Below are 18,404 nucleotides of genomic sequence, written 5' to 3' on the forward strand. Positions count from 1 at the left end.
CGAGGTACTGCATCGGCGCCAGCGAGAAGAGCCGGATCGGCGCGGCCGCGGTGACGGCGGTGCCGGCGACGATCCACGCCGCGGTCGCCATCGTCGGCACGAGCGCGTACCAGCCCGGATAGGGGATGTCGTCGCGGAACGTGAGCGTCATCCACACGAGCGCGGCGATCGCGCCGCCGCTGAGCACGGTGGCCAGCAGCCGCGGCATCCGCAGCCCGGCGGGCAGGACCAGCGCGAGCGCGCAGCCGACGCCGATCTCCCAGCCGCGCGACAGCGTCGAGAAGTACGCCTGCTGGGTCGAGACCTCGCTGAACCAGACGCCGTAGGCGAACGAGCCGATCGTGAGCGTGCCGATCAGCACCGCCAGCAGCCCGCGGTGGCCGAGGCCGCGGCGCCGCGCGACGACCAGCACGGCGAGCACGAGCAGCGGCCACACGAGGTAGAACTGCTCCTCGACCGACAGCGACCAGTAGTGCTGCAGCGGCGAGGGCGGCTCCTCCTGCGCGAAGTAGTCGGTGCCGATCGCCGCGAAGTGGATGTTGGCGGCGAAGAAGACCGCCCACAGCGCGTCCTTGGCGACCGCGAGGAGGTCCACCGCGCTCAGCCAGATGGCCGAGGCGACCACGGTCGCGAGCGTGACCAGCGTCGCCGCGGGCAGGATCCGGCGCGCCCGGCGGGCGTAGAAGCTCGGGATCGAGATCCGGCCCGTCCGCTCCGCCTCGCGGAACAGCAGCTTCGAGATCAGGAACCCCGAGATCACGAAGAAGACGTCGACGCCGACGAAGCCGCCGTCGAGGTAGGGCACCGACGCGTGCGAGGCGATCACGGTCAGCACCGCGATGGCGCGCAGCCCCTGGACGTCGTCGCGGTGACGAAGCCTGGGCGTCGCGGTCGACTCGGTCGCCGGGGTGGTGGCGGTCGTGGTGCTCACGGGCCACCCGAGGTGGTCGAGACGACGGTGCCCGTGGACGGCGAAGGTGACTCGCTGGGCGCGACGTACGCCGGGTCGAGGTGGATCTGGGCCTCGAGCTCGTCGGTCAGGAAACCGGCGTAGCTCTGGCTGATGTGCGTGCGGTCGCGGTGCGCGATGTAGTCGCCGACCACGCTCGGGCAGAGGCCGTCGGCGCAGAACCACGACGCGGTCTCGACGAACTGGACCCCCTTGGCGGCGGCCGCCTGCCGCAGCGAGTCGATGAAGGTCAGCGACTCCGGGTCCTCCTTGGACAGGCAGCTCTTCAGGGTCGCGCCCCGCTCGGACAGGCAGCGACCGGGGTGCTCGACCACGGCGGGTGGGTCGCCGACGACGATCACCCGGCCGGCGTTCGGCGACAGGAAGTCGATCTCCCGCTCCATGCCCTCGCGGTACATCGTGGCCATCGTCGGCTCGTCGTCGACGAGCTGGCCGTCGTCGGTGGTGAACCCCCGCCGGTTGGCCTCGGAGCCGAGGACCACGACGTCCGGCTTCAGCTCCGCGACCTGCTGGCGGGCCCAGTCCTGGAACGCCTCGCAGTCGGTGCTCGGACCGCCGTGGACCATCCACGGGGTCACGTCGGAGGACGGGCAGCCCTCGCGGATCAGGTAGTAGGCGGTGTAGCCGTACTTCTTCGACAAGATGTCGAGGGCCGGCACCCACTGCCGCGCGTGCGAGTCGCCGATCAGCACCAGCGTCTTGTCACCGTCCGGGTCGCCCCGGGGGCACAGCGGCCGGTCGTTGTTGATCTCGAAGTACTGGCACTTGCCGAGGTCGGGGATGTCGGTGCTCAGGTCGAGCAGGGACGGCTTGAGGTCGGCGGGGATCTCGTAGCCGTTCTCGGCCGCCCGGACCGAGGCCTGCACCAGCGCGACCACCTTGTCCTGGCTGAACTGCGGGTCGTTCGCGTCGCTGCCCTGGCCGAAGCTCGAGGTGGTGATCGGCGGCCCGCCGCCGTTGAGCTCGTCGGTGACCACGGCGTTGGCGGCCGCCAGCATCGGCAGGGTCATCACGACCACCGCCGGGTAGAGCAGCACCCCGCGCAGCCGGCGGCCCTTGAACAGCTGGGCCCGGCGCACGGGGTTCTCGACGAAGTGGTAGCTGAGCGCGGACAGCGGAACGACGGCCGCGATGACCAGCGCGCCGCGCCAGCCCACCGCAGGCCGCCAGGCCTCGCTGACGATGATCAGCGCCGGCCAGTGCCACAGGTAGAGCGAGTAGGACCAGTCGCCCACGGTCCGGACCGGCTGCAGCGACAGCAGCCTCTGGGGCCCCCACCTGGCCGGCCGCAGGCCGCCGGCGAGCATCGCGGCCGTCCCGACGACCGGGAGCGCGGCGGCGTAGCCGGGGAAGACCGTGGTGCCGTCGAAGACCAGCGAGGCGACCGCCACCGCGACCAGCCCGCCCCACGACAGCAGCGCCTGGACCGAGGGCTTGAGCAGGATCAGCCGGGTGCTGAGGCAGGCGGCCAGCGCACCGATGCCGAGCTCCCAGGCGCGGGTGAACGGCGAGAAGTACGCCGACACCGGGTCGGTGGTGCTGTGGGAGACCGAGTAGGCGAACGAGATGCCGACGATCACCACCAGCGGCGAGACGCCCAGGTCGCGCACCCGCGGCCCGAGGCTGCGCTGGCCGGCGCTGCGGCGGGCGCGCCACGCGGCGTACACACAGAGCAGCATCACCAGCAGCGGCCAGACGAGGTAGAACTGCTCCTCCACCGACAGCGACCAGTAGTGCTGCAGCGGGGAGGGCGGGGTGTCGTTCTGGAAGTAGTCGGTGCCGTCCGAGGCGAACTTGAAGTTGGCCAGGAAGAACGTCGCCCAGAGCGCGTCCTCGATGGCGCCGCTCGCCTCGACGGCGCTCAGGAAGTAGATGCTGGCGACGACGGTCACGACGATGACCAAAGTCGCGGCCGGCAGGATCCGACGGGCCCGGCGGGCGTAGAAGCCGAGCAGCGAGGCGCGGCCGGTGCGCTCGGCCTCCGAGACGAGCAGCCCGGTGATCAGGAAGCCCGAGATCACGAAGAAGACGTCGACGCCGATGAAGCCGCCGTGGAAGGGTCCGATGTCGGCGTGGTCCAGGATCACCAGCAGGACGGCCAGGGCACGCAGCCCCTGGATGTCCTGTCGGAAGCCCGGATGCATGGCCGCCATCGTAGGTCGGGAGGGCCCCCGGAACCGCTTCGGCGCGGCCTCTCAGGACCCTCTCAGCCGGCCTTCTCGTAGATGGTCAGGTCCTTTGCAAAGTGCGCCTCGAGGCGGGCCCGGGTGGCGGGGTCCATCTCGTCGTCCCGGGCCGGGGAGACGTTGGTGGGCTCGAGGACCGGCGGAGCGATCCCGAGCCGCTCGGCCATCCAGGCCGTGGCCGCGTCGAGGTGCTCGTAGCGGAACATCCGGTCCACGATGACCTTGCCATCGGCGTCGGTGACGAAGTTCGACGAGGTCCCCAGCGGCACCTCGCCGCTGATCAGCCGGTCCGCGAACTCGGCGAAGGTCAGGTCGCCGGTCCAGTTCGGCCGGCCCTGCGCCTCCGGGCGGCCGCGGTACTTCCACCACGACACCGCCCGCTCCAGCGGGTGGCGGACCAGGCAGATGGTCTCGTAGGAGTCGCGCGAGTGGCCGTACCGCGCCAGCCACGGCGCCAGCACCGCCTCATAGGTCGCCGCGCTCATGTGCTTCATACCGGGCGGCTGCCGGAACAGGATCATCGCGTGCCGGGCGAAGTGCTTCTGGAGCACCGTCGATCCCGCCTTGGGCATCGACAGGAAGACGAAGCCGCGGTCCGCGAAGCACATCACGGCGTACATCCTGCCAACCGCGCGCACCCCGCGCTCCTCTGCCACAGGTGGTCGAGGAGGTTGCGCAGCACCGCCTCGAGACCCCCGCAACGTGGGCCACTGCTCGACCACCGCTGGTCCTGGCCCGCCGCACCGCGGTGCCGAAGGCAGCGTGGCTTCTGTAGCGACCCATCCGCTTCTGTGCCGAGATCTTGGTACAGAAGCTCAGGGGTCACCGGATATCCGGTGACCCCGACGTTTCCCGTGGGCGCCCGCGCGCCTACCGGATCGCGTCTCGCCGTCAAGGACCTCGCTTCGCTCGGCCGCAAGCGGCGCCTTCGGCGTCCTTGACCGCGAGCCTCGCGCGATCCGGTGATACGGCGCACAACGGCGGGCTTCGCCGCGCCGTTGCACAGCGCGGGCACCACCACCATTCCCCCGCCGGCCCCGCTGATGGGGTTTGCGGAGGGAGATCGGCACCTGGTGCCGAAGATCTTCGGCAAAGCCCGGGTCCAGCGGATTTGCACCGCATCTGGACGCTTGGTGGCGAATTTGCGGTGCAAATCCCCGGAACACGCCCCGGGCGGCCGCGCATGCGGGGCGGAGCTTGCTCCGCCCTTGCGCGCCCCACAGCGCGCCGCTGGGGACCCGCGGTCAAGGACGCCGCAGGCGCCGCGCAGCGGTGCCGAAGGCATCCTTGAGGGCGGGTTGCGGCGTGCTACGCGCGCGGCCGCCCACCCACGGATAGGCCACAAGAGCCGGATATCCGGGGACCCTGACAGAACCGTGGGTGCCCGCGCATCCGGGCCTGCTACGCGCGCGGCCGCCCACCCACGGATCAGTCACAAGTGCCGGATATCCGGTGCCCCCCGGTGGCAGCCGGGCACGCCCGAGCGTCAGTCGCAGCTGTCCAGCGTCGCGTCGTCGCGCGCCTCGTCGCCGAACCGCTGCGCCATGTCGGTGTAGGGCAGCACCACGCTGGCACCGCCGATGTCACCGATGCCGCCCAGCAGGACGCACTGGGTGATCTTCGACGGCTTGATGGCGGCCACGGCGTGGGCGAGGCGGTAGATGTCGCCGGGCGAGGCGTTGGACGCCATGTTCTGCATGGCGGTGAGCACGTGCTCCTCGAGCCATCCCGGCTTCGAGACGTGGGAGCGGATGCTGGCCTGGATGCCGGCGAGCACCCGGGACTGGTTGGCGGAGCGGTCGAAGTCGCCGCGGAGCAGGTCGTGCCGGCTGCGCGAGAAGGCGAGCGCGTCCCACGGGCCGAGGTGGAGGTGGCCCTCGGGGAACCCCTTGGGCTTCAGCGACGAGTCGCTGAACGCCACCGGGTTGTCCACGTCGACGCCGCCGATGGACCTGATCAGGTTCTGGAAGAAGGTGAACCGGGTCACGAACACGTAGTCCGGCTGGATCCCGAACAGGTTGCCGACGGCCTCGGCGATCAGCTCCGGACCCCCGTAGTAGAGAGCGGCGTTGATCTTGTTGTGTCCGACGCCCGGGATCTCGACCCAGGAGTCGCGGGGTACGCCGATGTCGGCGGCCGCGCCGGACTTGGTGTTGATGCCGATCAGGTGCAGTGCGTCGCCGCGGGTGTGGGTCATGTCCTCGCCCGGCCGGGCGTCGGAGCCGACCGCGACGAGCCAGATCACGTCGGGGGTGGTGTCGACGGTCTCGGCCTGCTTGAGCTTGATGAGTGCGAGGTCGGTCGGCTTGACCGACGAGGACGGCGCCAGGGTCGCGCAGACCGCGAGCACGATCCCGAGGACGCCGAGCCGGAACACGCGCCACACCACCGGGCGACGCGTCATGGTCCTGGGGGTGCTCATGCCGGCACCGCCTGGTCCAGGTCGTAGCCGAAGATCTTCCACTCGCCCTTGTCCTTGGCGAGGTAGAGGTCGCCACTCAGCCGCATCGGCTGCTCGAGGCCGCCCTTGGTCGTGAAGTCGAGGACGAAGTGCGCCGTGGCCCCGCGGGGGTGGCCGCGGTAGGAGAAGACGTTGAGGCGGACCCGGCGCCGGGTAGCGGTGGCCGAGTCGATCTGGTCGGCGATCGCGGCGTTGGTCAGCAGGTCGAGGTCGCGGCCCTGGGCGTCGGCGGCGGCGTCCTTGGTGAAGCCGACGAAGGCGGTGCTCCAGTCCGAGCGGGGGAAGTCACCGAGGAAGGCGTCGTCGAACCACGGGTCGATCACCTTGTTGACACCCTCCTTGACCCGGGTCCGATGCGCCTCGTTGAGCTTCTCGCCGGTGGCGTGGAGCGTGGTCACCGTCTCGACCGGCGCGTTGTCGCTGCCGTGGGAGGACGACGACCCGTCCTTGGTGCCGCCGAGGTCGTCGCCGGAGTCGCAGCCGACCGCTCCCCCGAGCAGCAGCAACGCGGCCCCGATCACCAGCGCAGATCGCGCGCGCGGCGGGGTGACGGACGTCATGGGGACAGCCTCACACGGACAGGCGTCTCGACCCTGCATTTGCTGGGATGGAGGACTAACGTTGACAACCAGAAGACCCTGGCAACCACCACCTACCTCAACGCACGAAAGAGGCGACCGCGCCGTGCCCGAAACCACCCCCTCCTCCTCCTCGTCGAGCACCGTCTCGTCGGCCACCGTGCCGGAGGAGTTCGGTGCCAACGAGTGGCTCGTCGAGGAGATGTACGAGCGGTTCAAGTCGGACCCGTCGAGCGTGGACCAGACGTGGGTGGACTACTTCAAGGCGCACGGCGCCGGCTCGACGGACGGCTCCTCCAGCACCGCCACCGGGTCCAACGGGGCGCCGGGCGCCACGACGACCACCAGCACCAGCACGAGCACCAGCACCAGAACCAGAACCAACGGAACCGGCTCGGCCGGCGCCGCCACCACCGCGCCCGAGGTGGAGAAGACTCAGCCCGAACCAAGGCCCGCGGCCGAGCCGGAGGCCAAGCCGGAGGCCAAGAAGGAGGTCGGCCGCGCGCCCGAGCCGCACGTCGACCCGACCCCGACCCCCGCTCCGGTGGCCCGGCCCCGGCCCGAGTCGAAGGCCGCCGAGCCGGCCAAGGGGACCACCAACCCGGTCCCGAAGGAGCAGCCGCCCGCCGAGCGGACCGACGCCAGCGACGAGCCGACGTACACCGTGCTGCGCGGCGCGCCGGCCCGGACCGTCCAGAACATGGACGCCTCGCTCACCGTCCCGACCGCGACCTCGGTCCGGTCGGTGCCGGTCAAGCTCCTCTGGGACAACCGCACCGTCATCAACAACCACCTCGCGCGCGCCCGCGGCGGCAAGGTGTCGTTCACCCACCTGATCGGCTACGCCATGGTGCGGGCGCTCAAGGACCATCCCGAGATGAACGTCGGCTTCGACGTGGTCGAGGGCAAGCCCAACCTCATCCAGCCGGCGCACATCAACCTCGGGCTCGCCATCGACCTGCAGAAGTCCGACCGGTCGCGCCAGCTGGTGGTGCCCTCGATCAAGGCCGCCGAGCAGATGGACTTCGCGGCGTTCTGGACCGCCTACGAGGACATCGTCCGCCGGGCTCGCGGCAACAAGCTCACCGTCGAGGACTTCCAGGGCACCACGATCAGCCTGACCAACCCCGGCGGCATCGGCACCAACCACTCGGTGCCCAGGCTGATGAAGGGCCAGGGCACGATCATCGCCGTCGGCGCGATGGAGCTCCCGCCGGAGTGGCAGGGCGCCTCGGAGGACGCGATCGCCCGCAACGCGATCAGCAGGGTGATGACGCTCACCTCGACCTACGACCACCGCGTGATCCAGGGCGCCCAGTCCGGCGAGTTCCTCAAGCGCATCCACCAGCTGCTGCTGGGCGACGACGGCTTCTACGACGACATCTTCCGTGCGCTCCGCATCCCCTACCAGCCGATCCGCTGGTCCCAGGACATCACTGCGACGCACGACGACGAGATCGGCAAGCAGGCCCGGATCGTCGAGCTGATCCACGCCTACCGGGTGCGCGGCCACATGATGGCCGACACCGACCCGCTGGAGTACCGCCAGCGCAGCCACCCCGACCTCGAGGTCGAGTCGCACGGGCTGACCCTGTGGGACCTCGACCGCGAGTTCGCCACCGGCTCCTTCGGCGGCGAGGGCCGGCGGTTCATGAAGCTGCGCCACATCCTCGGCATCCTGCGCGACTCCTACTGCAGGACGACCGGCATCGAGTACATGCACATCATGGATCCCGAGCAGCGCCGGTGGATCCAGGAGCGGGTCGAGCAGCCGCACACCAAGCCGCCCCGCGAGGAGCAGCTACGGATCCTGCTCAAGCTCAACCAGGCCGAGGCGTTCGAGACGTTCCTGCAGACCAAGTTCGTCGGCCAGAAGCGGTTCAGCCTCGAGGGCGGCGAGACCACGATCCCGGTCATCGACGAGATCTGCGAGGCCGCCGCCGAGTCCGGGCTCGACGAGGTGGCCATCGGCATGGCCCACCGCGGCCGCCTCAACGTGCTCGCCAACATCGTCGGCAAGAAGTACTCCCAGATCTTCCGCGAGTTCGAGGGCAACATCGACCCCCGGACCGTGCAGGGCTCCGGCGACGTGAAGTACCACCTCGGCGCCGAGGGCGAGTTCGAGGCCGGCTCCGGTGACACGATCAAGGTGTCGGTGGCCGCGAACCCCTCGCACCTCGAGGCGGTCGACCCCGTGCTCGAGGGCATCGCGCGGGCCAAGCAGGACGTGCTCAACCGCGGTGCGGCCTATCCCGTACTCCCCCTCCTCGTGCACGGTGACGCGGCCTTCGCCGGCCAGGGCGTCGTCGCCGAGACGCTGAACCTCTCCCAGCTGCGCGGCTACCGCACCGGCGGCACCATCCACGTGGTCGTCAACAACCAGGTCGGCTTCACCACCTCTCCCGGGTCGTCGCGCTCCTCGCTCTACTGCACCGACGTGGCCCGGATGGTCCAGGCGCCGATCTTCCACGTGAACGGCGACGACCCCGAGGCCTGCATCCGGGTGGCCCGGCTCGCCTTCGAGTACCGCCAGGCGTTCAACAAGGACGTCGTCATCGACCTGGTCTGCTACCGCCGCCGCGGCCACAACGAGGGCGACGACCCGTCGTACACCCAGCCGCTGATGTATGACCTCATCGAGCAGAAGCGCTCGGTCCGCAAGCTCTACACCGAGTCCCTCATCGGCCGTGGTGACATCACGATCGAAGAGGCCGAGCAGGTGCTGCGCGACTACCAGCAGCAGCTGGAGCGGGTCTTCACCGAGGTGCGTGAGGCGACCAGCCAGCCCTCGGAGTGGACCACGGTGCCCGACTACCCGGACAAGCCGCAGGGCGAGACCGCGACCGCGGTCGTCCCCGAGGTGCTCAAACGGATCGCGGACGCCTACGTCACGCCGCCGGAGGGGTTCACGGTGCACCCCAAGGTGATGCCGCAGCTGCAGCGACGCGCGCAGGCGATCACCGACGGCCCGATCGACTGGGGCACCGGCGAGATCCTCGCGTTCGGCGCGCTGCTCATGGACGGCCGCCCGGTGCGGCTGGCCGGCCAGGACTCGCGGCGCGGCACCTTCGTGCAGCGGTTCGCGACGATCATCGACCGCCGCAATGCCGACGAGTGGACGCCGCTGGCCAACCTGACCGAGGACCAGGCCAAGTTCCATGTCTACGACTCGCTGCTCTCGGAGTACGCCGCCCTCGGGTTCGAGTACGGCTACTCGGTGGCGCGGCCCGAGGCGCTGGTGCTGTGGGAGGCGCAGTTCGGCGACTTCGTCAACGGCGCCCAGATCGTGATCGACGAGTTCATCAGCTCCAGCCAGACCAAGTGGGGGCAGGAGTCCGGCGTCGTGCTGCTGCTGCCGCACGGCTACGAGGGCCAGGGGCCCGACCACTCCTCGGCCCGCATCGAGCGCTGGATGACGATGGCCGCGGACGAGGCGTTCGTCGTGGCGCAGCCGTCGACGCCGGCGTCGTGCTTCCACCTGCTACGCCGGCACGCGCTCGGCCAGCAGCACCGTCCGCTGGTCGTGTTCACCCCGAAGTCGATGCTGAAGCGCAAGGAGGCGGCCTCGCAGCCCGCGGACTTCACCTCCGGCACGTTCCGCCCGTTCATCGGCGACGAGACTGCCGACCCGCAGAAGGTCGACACCCTCCTGCTGTGCTCGGGCCGGATCACGTGGGACCTCATGGTCGAGCGCGCCAAGGTCGAAGGCAGCGAGCGGTTCGCGATCGGCCGGGTGGAGCAGCTCTACCCGCGTCCGCTCGACGACCTCAGGCACGAGATCGCCCGCTACCCGAACCTCAAGCAGGTGCGCTGGGTGCAGGACGAGCCGCTGAACATGGGCGCGTGGCCCAACTACGCGCTCAACGTCTGGCCCCACGTCGACGCCAGGGTCGAGGCCGTCGCACGGCCGGAGTCCTCCTCCCCCTCGGTGGGCACCGCCAAGCGGCACGCCGAGGAGCAGAAGGACCTGCTCACCCGGGCCTTCGCGTGAACCTCTGTCTGCGAGGGCCGAGCAGACAGAACGGTTCACGGGTCGAGCGAGCCCCACGGCCGAGCTTGCGAGGCCGTGACGGGCGGGCCGAGACACACCGCAGGGAAGGCTGGAACCCACCGTGTACTTCACCGACCGCGGCATCGAGGAACTGGCCCAGCGCCGGGGTGACGAGGAGGTCTCCCTCGCCTGGCTGGCCGACCGGCTGAGCGAGTTCACCGACGTGCACCCGGAGTTCGAGACGGCCGTCGAGCGGCTGGCCACCTGGTTGGCCCGGCTCGACGACCCGGAGGACTGAGCCGGCCTCGTCGCGGTGTCCGATTCCCGCCAGTAATGCGGTGTCCGGACGACGATGATCGGTGGCATGCACCGAGTCGTACCGCTCAAGGTCCACTACTACGGCACCCCCGTCGTCCTGGTCTCCTCGACCAACCCGGACGGCACCACGAACCTCGCGCCGATGTCGTCCGCGTGGTGGCTGGGCCAGAACGCGATGGTCGGCCTGGCGGCCGCGTCGAGGACCACCCAGAACCTCCTGCGCACCGGTGAGGCCGTCCTCAACCTCGCCTCGTCGGACCTGGTCGACCACGTCGACCGGCTGGCACTGCTCACCGGGACCCCGGAGCTGTCACCGCACAAGCGCGAGACCGGCTACCGCTACGAGCCGCGCAAGTTCGAGGCGGCGGGACTGACCCGTGAGCCGTCGGACCTGGTCGCCCCCGACCGGGTGGCCGAGTGCCCGATCCAGCTCGAGTGCCGGGTGTCGGGCAGCTACCCGATCAGCGAGGACGACCGGGTGTTCGCACACGCGATCCACGTCGAGGTGCTCCGGTCCCACGTCCACGACAGCGTTCGGCTCCCCCGCACCGACTACGTCGACCCGCAGGCCTGGGACCCGCTGATCATGAAGTTCTGCGACTTCTTCGGGGAGGGGCGGCCGATCGCGCCGTCCCGGCTGGCCGCCGGGTGGCAGATGCCTGGCCGTCTCGAGGAACAGGCCAGCGCCTGACCCGGGGAGGCGGTACCTCGGAGACTGCTGACTCCTAGGCTGGCCTCGTGACCGCGCAGATCGAGTGGCTGCAGTCCTCCGTCGCCGACGAGATCTCCTACCCGGCCGCGCCATGGGAGATGGTGGGCTCGATGTGGCTGACCGTGTTCCGCCTCGGGTCGGCAGTCGACGACCGGCACCCGGCCGGCGTCTACGCCGCGGCGTTCGTGACCTACGAGGAGGGCAGCCCGCTCACCTACCACGAGCTGGTCGTCGCCCGCGTCCTCAACGGCGAGGGCCACGGCCGGGCGGTGACGTCGCCCGACATCTGGGTCGACTCCCCCGAGTCCAGGGCCGGCGGGCGCGAGCTCTGGGCGATCCCCAAAGAGCTCTGCGACTTCACCTTCGACACCACCCACACCGGCCCGCTGACCACGACCGAGTGGTCGGCCGCGGTCGGGCGTACGCCGATCGCCACCGCGCGGTTCCGCGACGTGTCGCGGGTCGCGCCGCGGCTGCCGTTCAAGGGCACGATCTGGCAGCCGGGGATCGAGGACACCGGCGGCGAGGACCGCACCACGCCGATGCGGGGCTCCGGGCGGTCGCTCCCCGCCCGGTCGCACTGGGACATCAACCCGAGCGGGCCGCTCGGCTGGCTGGCCCGGGGCCGCCGGCTCGCGACGTTCCGCCAGGCGGCCTTCCGGATGTCGTTCGGCTGATTTGCGGCTCGAGTGACTGGTTCGTGGGTGGGCGGCCCTGGGCAGCGGTGACCGATCAACCGCAGCCTGGCGCAGCGTGGTTGACCACCCACCGCCACGTCGACATCTCGGCGGGACACGCCGAGGCGCCGGTGGTCGGTGAACCCGTGGGCGGCCCAGACCGGTTGAAAGGTCACCGCTGCCCGGAGTGGTCGCTCGCCCACCCACGGAAGCGTCAGGAGAGCCTGAGCACCCATCACGGCAGCAGCCCCTTCAACCGGTCGACGAGGGCGTCCTTGACGGCCTGCTCGACAGCGGCGTTCATCTGTCGGTCGAGGTCCTGCTGGTCGTCGAGGTTCTCCAGGATGCTGCGGAGGTCGAGGCCGTCGATCGCGCGGGTGAGCACGTCGTCGGTCTTCAGCGCGGCGTCGATCACGGAGTCCGGCAGGGCCTTGATCGCGGCCTTCAGGAAGCCGTTGAGGTCGGAGTTGTCGAGCGCCTCGTCGACCAGGGCCGAGATCGGTGGCAGCGTCCCGTCGTCCTCCATCCGCCGTACGGCGTCCAGCAGCCCGGCACGCAGCGCGTCGACCTCCTCGTCGGTGCGCGGACCGGGCTGGGCGAGCTCGAGGGTGAACGCCTCGCGGCTGATGCCGAGGCGGCAGGCCGCGCCGTCGAGGCCGAGCAGCACCAGCCGCTCGGTGAGCGCGTCGATGCCCTCGGCCTGAGAGGTGACGGTGCGTGCCACGCAGGGATCGGCCGGGTGGAGCGGCTCGAACCTCCCGCCGCCGTGGGCGAGCTGGATCCCGAGCACCCCGCACACCAGGACCACCGCCACCGCCGGCATGCCCACCAGCCCGAACCGGCTCGTCATCGGGTCACCCGCCGGCCGCCGGGCACGACCAGGGACGCGACTACCGTGAGCAGCGCCACCAGCGCCAGCCCGGCGCCGATCAGGAACGAGTCGCGGAAGGCCCTGGTGGCGGCACGCTCCAGCTGGGCGTCGAGGTCACGCTCGAGCTGAGCGGCTGCCGCGCGCTCGTCCGGCGCGATGTCCGCGGTCTCGAAGGCGCGGTGCAGGTCGGGGACCTGACCCCGCTGCTCGGCCAGCTCGCGCCCGAGCGCCTGGGCGACCGCGATCTTGCCCTCGGGCCGCAACGGAGCGTCCAGCACCAGCGACGCGATGGCCTCCTGGGCCGGAGCCTGGGCGTCCTGCAGGTCCGCGGTGAAGACCGGCGTGAGGATCGCCAGCCCCAGGACCACGCCGAGGTGGCGCGCCCCGATCGTCCACCCCGCGTGGTGCACCCGCGGCAGCCGCATCTCCATCGTCTGCGCGCTGAGCCGGTCGACGGTCAGCCCGAGCCCGAGCCCGACCAGGGCCTGCGGCGCGATCGTCCAGACGAGGCTGGCCGACGGTGGGATCGCGAGGCCGACAAGTCCGCCGGCGATCAGGAAGCAGCCGACCGCGACCTCTACCTCGGGCGGCGTCCGCAGCAGACGGGCGAGAGGGCGCGACCCGAGCGCCGCAAGTGGTACGACGGACACGGTCAGGGCCGCGGTCGCCGGGGAGCGGCGCCAGCCGTCGACCAGGAGCAGGACCAGGAGGAACAACGCTGCGGTGAGCGCGGCCGAGAGCAGCGCGAGGGTCAGGTTGGGGCGCACCGCGGGCCGGTGCCGGTCCGGCGGCAGCGCCGGTCGCGCCGCGACGGCCAGCGCCGCCGGGACCGCCAGCACCGCGCACGGCACCTGGACCACGAAGATGGCCTGCCACGAGAACGCCTCGGTCAGCAGCCCGCCGGCGACCGGGCCGGCGGCGGTTCCGACCACGCCGGCGGTGACCCAGACGGCGACGCCGCGCCGCTCGCCGTACAGCTCGACGAGGAGCTCGAGGCACCCGACCAGCGCCAGCGCGCCGCCGACCGCCTGCAGGCATCGGGCCGCGATCAGCACCTCGATCGTCCCCGCCAGCGCGCACGCCGCCGAGGAGCCGGCGAAGACCGCGATGCCGACCGCACTGACCACCCGCGGCTGGGCCCGCGCGAAGACCACGGCCGTCGGCACGGCGACCAGTGCCAGCACCAGGTTGAACGCGATCAGCACCCAGGCGACCTCCCCGACGGTGGTGTCGAGGTGGCGGAGGATGTCCGGCAGGGCGAGCGTGACGACCGCGGAGTCCGCGAGGACCAGCGCCACGGTCAGTGCGAGGAGCGGGGCCACGGCGCGACGCACGCGGACATCCTCGCAGTGAGGTCCGGGCGGGCTTAGCTGCTCCCGGGCTTTCGGCGCCCGAGGAGGAAGTAGGCCGCGGGGACGGCACCGGCAGCGTTGACGAAGACGATCGCGAGTCCCCAGGCCTTCTTGGGGCCGCGAACCTCGTCGTCGCCTCGATGTCGAAGGTCGGCCAGCGCCGCCGTCTTGAGGACCCCCTCGACGATGCCGAGCACCATGATCACCCTGCGGCGGCGCTCACTCATGTCACTCCATCGTTGCCTTGCCATGACGCCCTCCCTGAGCCAGCACTGTCGACGAGGTCGACGCCCAGTCTTGCCGACGGCCCCGCGCCGCCGGCGCCGGGTCGCGGGGCCCGGTCACCGGGGAAGGACGGCCACCGCGAAGCCGATGACGGTCCAGACGCCGGGCCAGTTGCGACCGCGCCTGTAGGCGAAGGGCATGAGGGAGTCGGTCAGCATCGCCAGGAGACCGCCCGCGGCCAGGGCCACCATGCGGTCGCCGGTGCCGCCCACGGAGCCGATCACGAACCCGAGGCCCGAGGCCAGCCCACACGCGACCACCACCGAGCCCCACATGCCACACAGCTTGGCCCTGCTCCAGCGCTGATGAGGGCGCCCGCACCGAACCCCGCGAGCCATCCGGTGACCCGGCTTGGCACTGTGACCCATGTGGCGATCAGACCGCTGAGGAGCAACGAGGCCCGCGCGACCGCGCCCAGGACCAGCGCCTCGAACATCTGCCCTCCTGGTTCAGCCGGACTCAGTGAAGCAGGTCCCCCGCCGTCTGCGGTCTCCCCGTCGACTCAACCCAGGTCCGGCCGGATCACGGTCATGCCACCGGCTCCCGCGCCGGGTCGTCCGAGGGCTGCGAGCCGCTTCGCGGCTTCGGCCAGCCCGATCCGGTCGCGGAGCAGCCGGCCGGGGTCGAGGGTGCCGTCCGCCACCCGCGCGAGCATCTCGGGGTAGGCCGACGCCGGCATGCCGTGGCTGCCGAGCAGCTGGAGCTCCTGGCCGAGCACCCGGCCCATGTCGACCCGCGGGAGGGCGTCGTCGCCGCCGAGGAGGCCGACCTGGACGTGCCGGCCACCCGGCCGCAGGGCGGCGACCGACGCGGCCAGGTTCGCCCGGCTGCCGAACGCGTCGATCGTGACGTCCGGACCTCCGTCGGTGAGGTCGGCGACGGCGTCGTCGGGGCGGTCGGCCGGCACCGGCGTGGCCCCGAGCCGTTCGGCGACGGCGGCCGAGGCCGGGTCGGGATCGATCGCCAGGACCCGCGCGCCGAGCGCGACGGCGACCATCACCGCCGAGAGCCCGACGCCCCCGCAGCCGTGCACGACCACGATCTCGCCCGGCCGCACCCGGGCGACGTGGGCCACCGCACGGTAGGCGGTCGCGAACCGGCACCCGAGGCCGGCGGCCACCTCGGTCGGGACCTCGTCAGGCACGCGCACGAGGTTGACGTCGGCCCGCGGCAGCGCCACGAGCTCGGCGAAGGAGCCCCACTGGGTGAACCCCGGCTGCAGCTGGCTCTCGCAGACCTGGCCGTCGCCGCGCGCGCAGGCACGACATCGTCCGCAGGCGAGGACGAACGGCGTCGTGACCCGGTCGCCGACCTGCCAGCGGGTGACCCCGGCCCCGGTGGCGACCACGGTGCCGGCCAGCTCGTGGCCAGGCACGTGCGGCAGCGCGATGTCGGGGTCGTGGCCCAGCCACCCGTGCCAGTCGCTGCGGCACAGTCCAGTCGCGTCGACCGAGACCACCACCCCGTCGGGCGGGCACGGCGGATCCTGGACGTCGGTCAGCCGGGGCGGCACGCCGAACGCCTCGACCAGCACCGCACGCATGGCCTCACCCTAGGGAGTCGGGTGGGGACGCCCGGGCTGTCGGCGCTCGCTGGGAGACTCGGCTCCGTGCCGAGGACGCCGCGCATCGAGCCGGACGGCGAGGTCGTCGCCCGGCTCGCGGTGACGGCCCTCGCCCTGCCCGAGGCCTACGAGGAGGACGCGTGGACCGGCGTCCGCTGGCGGATCCGCGCCAAGACCTTCGCGCACGTGATGGTCGCCCAGGCCGGCTACGAGTCCTCGTTCCGCGACATCACCGGCATCGCCGACCCGACCACGGTCCTGACCTTCCGCGCCGGTGGCGACGAGCTGCTGGCGCTGGTCCACGCAGGCATGCCGTTCTACAAGCCGCCCTGGTCGCCGACCATCGTCGGCATGGTGCTCGACGGCGACACCGACTGGGCCGAGGTCGCCGAGCTGGTCACCGAGAGCTACCGGTTCTGTGCGCCGCAGAGGCTCGTGCAGCAGCTCGACGACTAGTCCTCGAGCTGCTGCTCGACCGCCGCCATCGGTTCGTCGGCACCGTCCTCGGCCGCCCTGCGGGAGGCCTCACGTATCTCGAAGACCTCGGTGGCGAAGTCCCCGATCGCGGTGGCCACGTCGCGCACGGCACGCGTGAGGATCGTCGCGACCTCACCAGCGGTGCTCGCGGCAGCCTCGATGGTCGACTGGATGGCGTCCTTGCCGATCTCGGCGCCCGACAGTCGCTCGCCGTTGTCGTCGGTCATGGCGCAAGTGTGACCCGGATGGCTCAGGCAGCCAACGCCTCGTCCGTGGCGGGGGCCGGCCCGGTCCGCCCGCGAGGGCGGTCGGGCAGCGCCATCCGGCAGATCTTGGCGGCCACCGAGAACAGCTGCTTCGACAGACGACCGGTGTTGTAGGCCAGCCCGTACCGCTCACAGAGCTCGCGGACCTCGTCGGCGATCTCCGGGTAGCGGCGGGCCGGCAGGTCGGGGAAGAGGTGGTGCTCGATCTGGTGCGACAGGTTGCCGGACATGAGGTGGAACAGCCGCCCGCCGGTGATGTTGGCCGAGCCGAGCAGCTGCCGGTAGTACCAGTGGCCGCGGGTCTCGTCCTCGCACTCGTCCTGTGAGAACGTCGCCACGCCGGCCGGGAAGTGGCCGCAGAAGATGATGTTGAACGCCCACACGTTGCGGACCAGGTTCGCCGCAGCGTTGCCGGCGAGGGTCAGCGCGAACAGCGGCCCGGTCAGCGCCGGGAACAGCAGGTAGTCCTTGAGGGTCTGGTTGCGGACCTTGCGGATCAGCCCCGGGTAGAGCGGCTTGTTGTCCTCATGGCTGCGCCGGCCGGCGACGAGGTTCTCCACCTCGAGGTCGTGCAGCGCGACGCCCCACTCGAAGAACACCATCAGCAGGAACGCGTAGAGCGGGTTGCCGAGGTAGTAGGGGTGCCACTTCTGGTCCTCGTCCATCCGCAGGATCCCGTAGCCGACGTCGCGGTCCTTGCCGAGGATGTTGGTGTAGGTGTGGTGGATGTGGTTGTGGCTGTACTTCCACTGCTCGCCGGGGCAGACCGTGTCCCAGTCGTACATCCGGGAGTTCAGGGCGGGGTCGCCCATCCAGTCGTACTGTCCGTGCATCACGTTGTGGCCGATCTCCATGTTGTCGAGGATCTTGGAGATGCTCAGCGAGGCCACGGCGAGCGGCCAGAGCGGCGGCAGGTAGAACATCAGCCGGCCGGCCACCTCGAGCTGCTGGCGGCGCTTGACGACGCCGCGGATGTAGGCCGCGTCATCCTCACCGAGGTCGGCCAGGATCCGCTGGCGGATCGCGTCGAGCTCTTCGCCGAGCTGCTCGAGCTGCTCGTCGGTCAGGGTGGTCTTGTTGGTCTTCATGTCAGGTCTCCTCACAGCTGGACGACGCAGTCGCCGACGGGCGCGCTGACGCAGATGCGGATGTCCTCGTCGGGCAGGGACGACTCCTCGCCGGTGAGGACGTTGCGGACGGTGCCCTCGCTCTTGCGCGAGGTGCAGGAGAAGCAGATGCCCATCCGGCACCCGAACTCCGGGCGAAGCCCGAGGGCCTCCGCCTGCTCCAGCAGCGTCTCGCCGGTGTTGTCCGACTCCTCGCCGCTCGCGGTGAACGTCGTCGACCCCTCCGCGACGACGTCGCTGCGCGGCTTGGTGGAGGTCTTGAAGTACTCGATCCGCAGTCGCGGGTTGTCGGCGTAGGTCTCCTGGATCAGCTCGATGAGGCCGGCGGGGCCGCACGCCCAGGTGTGGAGGTCGGCGTACGCCGGCACCATCTCGGCCAGCTCCTCGGTGCAGTAGACCGGGTCGCCGCACTCGGGGTAGAGCAGCCGCACGTGGATGTTGGGCGGCAGGTCGGCGAGCTCCTCGGCGTAGATCTGGTGGTCCGGCGACTGGGCGTAGTGCACGAAGTGGACCGTCCCGCCGTACCCGCGGCGCAGCAGCGTGCGCAGGATCGACATCACCGGGGTGAT

General features: G+C 71.1%; 18 protein-coding genes. 5 read left to right on the top strand and 13 right to left on the bottom strand.

Annotation, left to right across the window (positions count from 1 at the left end; genetic code table 11):
• The 5 genes from VFV89_RS06795 to VFV89_RS06815 all read right to left on the bottom strand — a co-directional run.
• On the bottom strand, positions 1-931 hold a 931-nt coding region (locus VFV89_RS06795; protein ID WP_329705161.1), incomplete at its 3' end, for an acyltransferase.
• Positions 928-3,114 carry an acyltransferase family protein gene (locus VFV89_RS06800; RefSeq protein ID WP_329705162.1) on the bottom strand — a complete coding sequence of 729 codons (2,187 nt, stop codon included), beginning with the start codon at positions 3,112-3,114 and terminating at the stop codon, positions 928-930. The genes VFV89_RS06795 and VFV89_RS06800, both read right to left, overlap by 4 nt.
• Before the next feature lie 62 nt (positions 3,115-3,176).
• Complete coding sequence (locus VFV89_RS06805) at positions 3,177-3,794, bottom strand: sulfotransferase family 2 domain-containing protein (RefSeq protein WP_329705163.1); 618 nt, start codon at positions 3,792-3,794, stop codon at positions 3,177-3,179.
• An 848-nt stretch (positions 3,795-4,642) separates the two neighbouring features.
• The gene (locus VFV89_RS06810; RefSeq protein ID WP_329705164.1) at positions 4,643-5,578 is read right to left on the bottom strand and encodes an LCP family protein; all 936 of its coding nucleotides are present in this window, start codon (positions 5,576-5,578) and stop codon (positions 4,643-4,645) included.
• Positions 5,575-6,177: a hypothetical protein gene (locus tag VFV89_RS06815; RefSeq protein WP_329705165.1), complete on the bottom strand. Its 603-nt coding sequence runs from the start codon at positions 6,175-6,177 to the stop codon at positions 5,575-5,577. Before VFV89_RS06815 ends, VFV89_RS06810 begins: the two co-directional genes overlap by 4 nt.
• 220 nt (positions 6,178-6,397) lie before the next feature.
• On the opposite strand from VFV89_RS06815, the gene VFV89_RS06820 reads away from it, so the two are divergent.
• The 4 genes from VFV89_RS06820 (at position 6,398) to VFV89_RS06835 (ending at position 11,893) form a co-directional block, all read left to right on the top strand.
• Positions 6,398-10,186: a multifunctional oxoglutarate decarboxylase/oxoglutarate dehydrogenase thiamine pyrophosphate-binding subunit/dihydrolipoyllysine-residue succinyltransferase subunit gene (locus VFV89_RS06820; RefSeq protein ID WP_414690355.1), complete on the top strand. Its 3,789-nt coding sequence runs from the start codon at positions 6,398-6,400 to the stop codon at positions 10,184-10,186.
• A gap of 121 nt (positions 10,187-10,307) precedes the next feature.
• Positions 10,308-10,484: a DUF6104 family protein gene (locus VFV89_RS06825; protein WP_329705166.1), complete on the top strand. Its 177-nt coding sequence runs from the start codon at positions 10,308-10,310 to the stop codon at positions 10,482-10,484.
• Positions 10,485-10,550: 66 nt separating this feature from the next.
• Complete coding sequence (locus tag VFV89_RS06830; protein WP_329705167.1) at positions 10,551-11,195, top strand: flavin reductase family protein; 645 nt, start codon at positions 10,551-10,553, stop codon at positions 11,193-11,195.
• Positions 11,196-11,242: 47 nt separating this feature from the next.
• On the top strand, positions 11,243-11,893 hold the full coding sequence (locus tag VFV89_RS06835; RefSeq protein ID WP_329705168.1) for an acetoacetate decarboxylase family protein: 651 nt from the start codon (positions 11,243-11,245) through the stop codon (positions 11,891-11,893).
• A gap of 235 nt (positions 11,894-12,128) precedes the next feature.
• On the opposite strand, the gene VFV89_RS06840 is transcribed toward VFV89_RS06835, so the two are convergent.
• The 5 genes from VFV89_RS06840 to VFV89_RS06860 form a co-directional block, all read right to left on the bottom strand.
• Entirely contained in the window at positions 12,129-12,743 is a 615-nt protein-coding gene (locus VFV89_RS06840; RefSeq protein WP_329705169.1) for a hypothetical protein, read from the bottom strand.
• The gene (locus tag VFV89_RS06845) at positions 12,740-14,098 is read right to left on the bottom strand and encodes an MFS transporter (RefSeq protein ID WP_329705170.1); all 1,359 of its coding nucleotides are present in this window, start codon (positions 14,096-14,098) and stop codon (positions 12,740-12,742) included. Before VFV89_RS06845 ends, VFV89_RS06840 begins: the two co-directional genes overlap by 4 nt.
• Before the next feature lie 32 nt (positions 14,099-14,130).
• Positions 14,131-14,343, bottom strand: a complete 213-nt coding sequence (locus VFV89_RS06850) for a hypothetical protein (RefSeq protein ID WP_329705171.1) — start codon at positions 14,341-14,343, stop codon at positions 14,131-14,133.
• Between the two features lie 114 nt (positions 14,344-14,457).
• The gene (locus tag VFV89_RS06855; protein ID WP_329705172.1) at positions 14,458-14,676 is read right to left on the bottom strand and encodes a hypothetical protein; all 219 of its coding nucleotides are present in this window, start codon (positions 14,674-14,676) and stop codon (positions 14,458-14,460) included.
• Positions 14,677-14,903: 227 nt separating this feature from the next.
• Entirely contained in the window at positions 14,904-15,944 is a 1,041-nt protein-coding gene (locus VFV89_RS06860) for an alcohol dehydrogenase catalytic domain-containing protein (protein WP_329705173.1), read from the bottom strand.
• A gap of 66 nt (positions 15,945-16,010) precedes the next feature.
• Here VFV89_RS06860 and VFV89_RS06865 point away from each other — a divergent pair, with 66 nt between their 5' ends.
• A complete protein-coding gene (locus VFV89_RS06865) occupies positions 16,011-16,421 on the top strand; it encodes an MmcQ/YjbR family DNA-binding protein (protein WP_329705174.1) in 411 nt (136 codons plus the stop codon).
• Here VFV89_RS06865 and VFV89_RS06870 read toward each other — a convergent pair.
• The 3 genes from VFV89_RS06870 to VFV89_RS06880 all read right to left on the bottom strand — a co-directional run.
• Positions 16,418-16,669 carry a hypothetical protein gene (locus VFV89_RS06870; RefSeq protein ID WP_329705175.1) on the bottom strand — a complete coding sequence of 84 codons (252 nt, stop codon included), beginning with the start codon at positions 16,667-16,669 and terminating at the stop codon, positions 16,418-16,420. The two genes, VFV89_RS06865 and VFV89_RS06870, sit on opposite strands and share 4 nt — an antisense overlap.
• A 23-nt stretch (positions 16,670-16,692) precedes the next feature.
• Entirely contained in the window at positions 16,693-17,796 is a 1,104-nt protein-coding gene (locus VFV89_RS06875; RefSeq protein WP_329705176.1) for an acyl-CoA desaturase, read from the bottom strand.
• Positions 17,797-17,807: 11 nt separating this feature from the next.
• On the bottom strand, positions 17,808-18,404 hold a 597-nt coding region (locus tag VFV89_RS06880; RefSeq protein ID WP_329705177.1), incomplete at its 5' end, for an iron-sulfur cluster-binding domain-containing protein.

The organism is Nocardioides sp. (assembly GCF_036274455.1).
Classification (GTDB): Bacteria; Actinomycetota; Actinomycetes; order Propionibacteriales; family Nocardioidaceae; genus Nocardioides.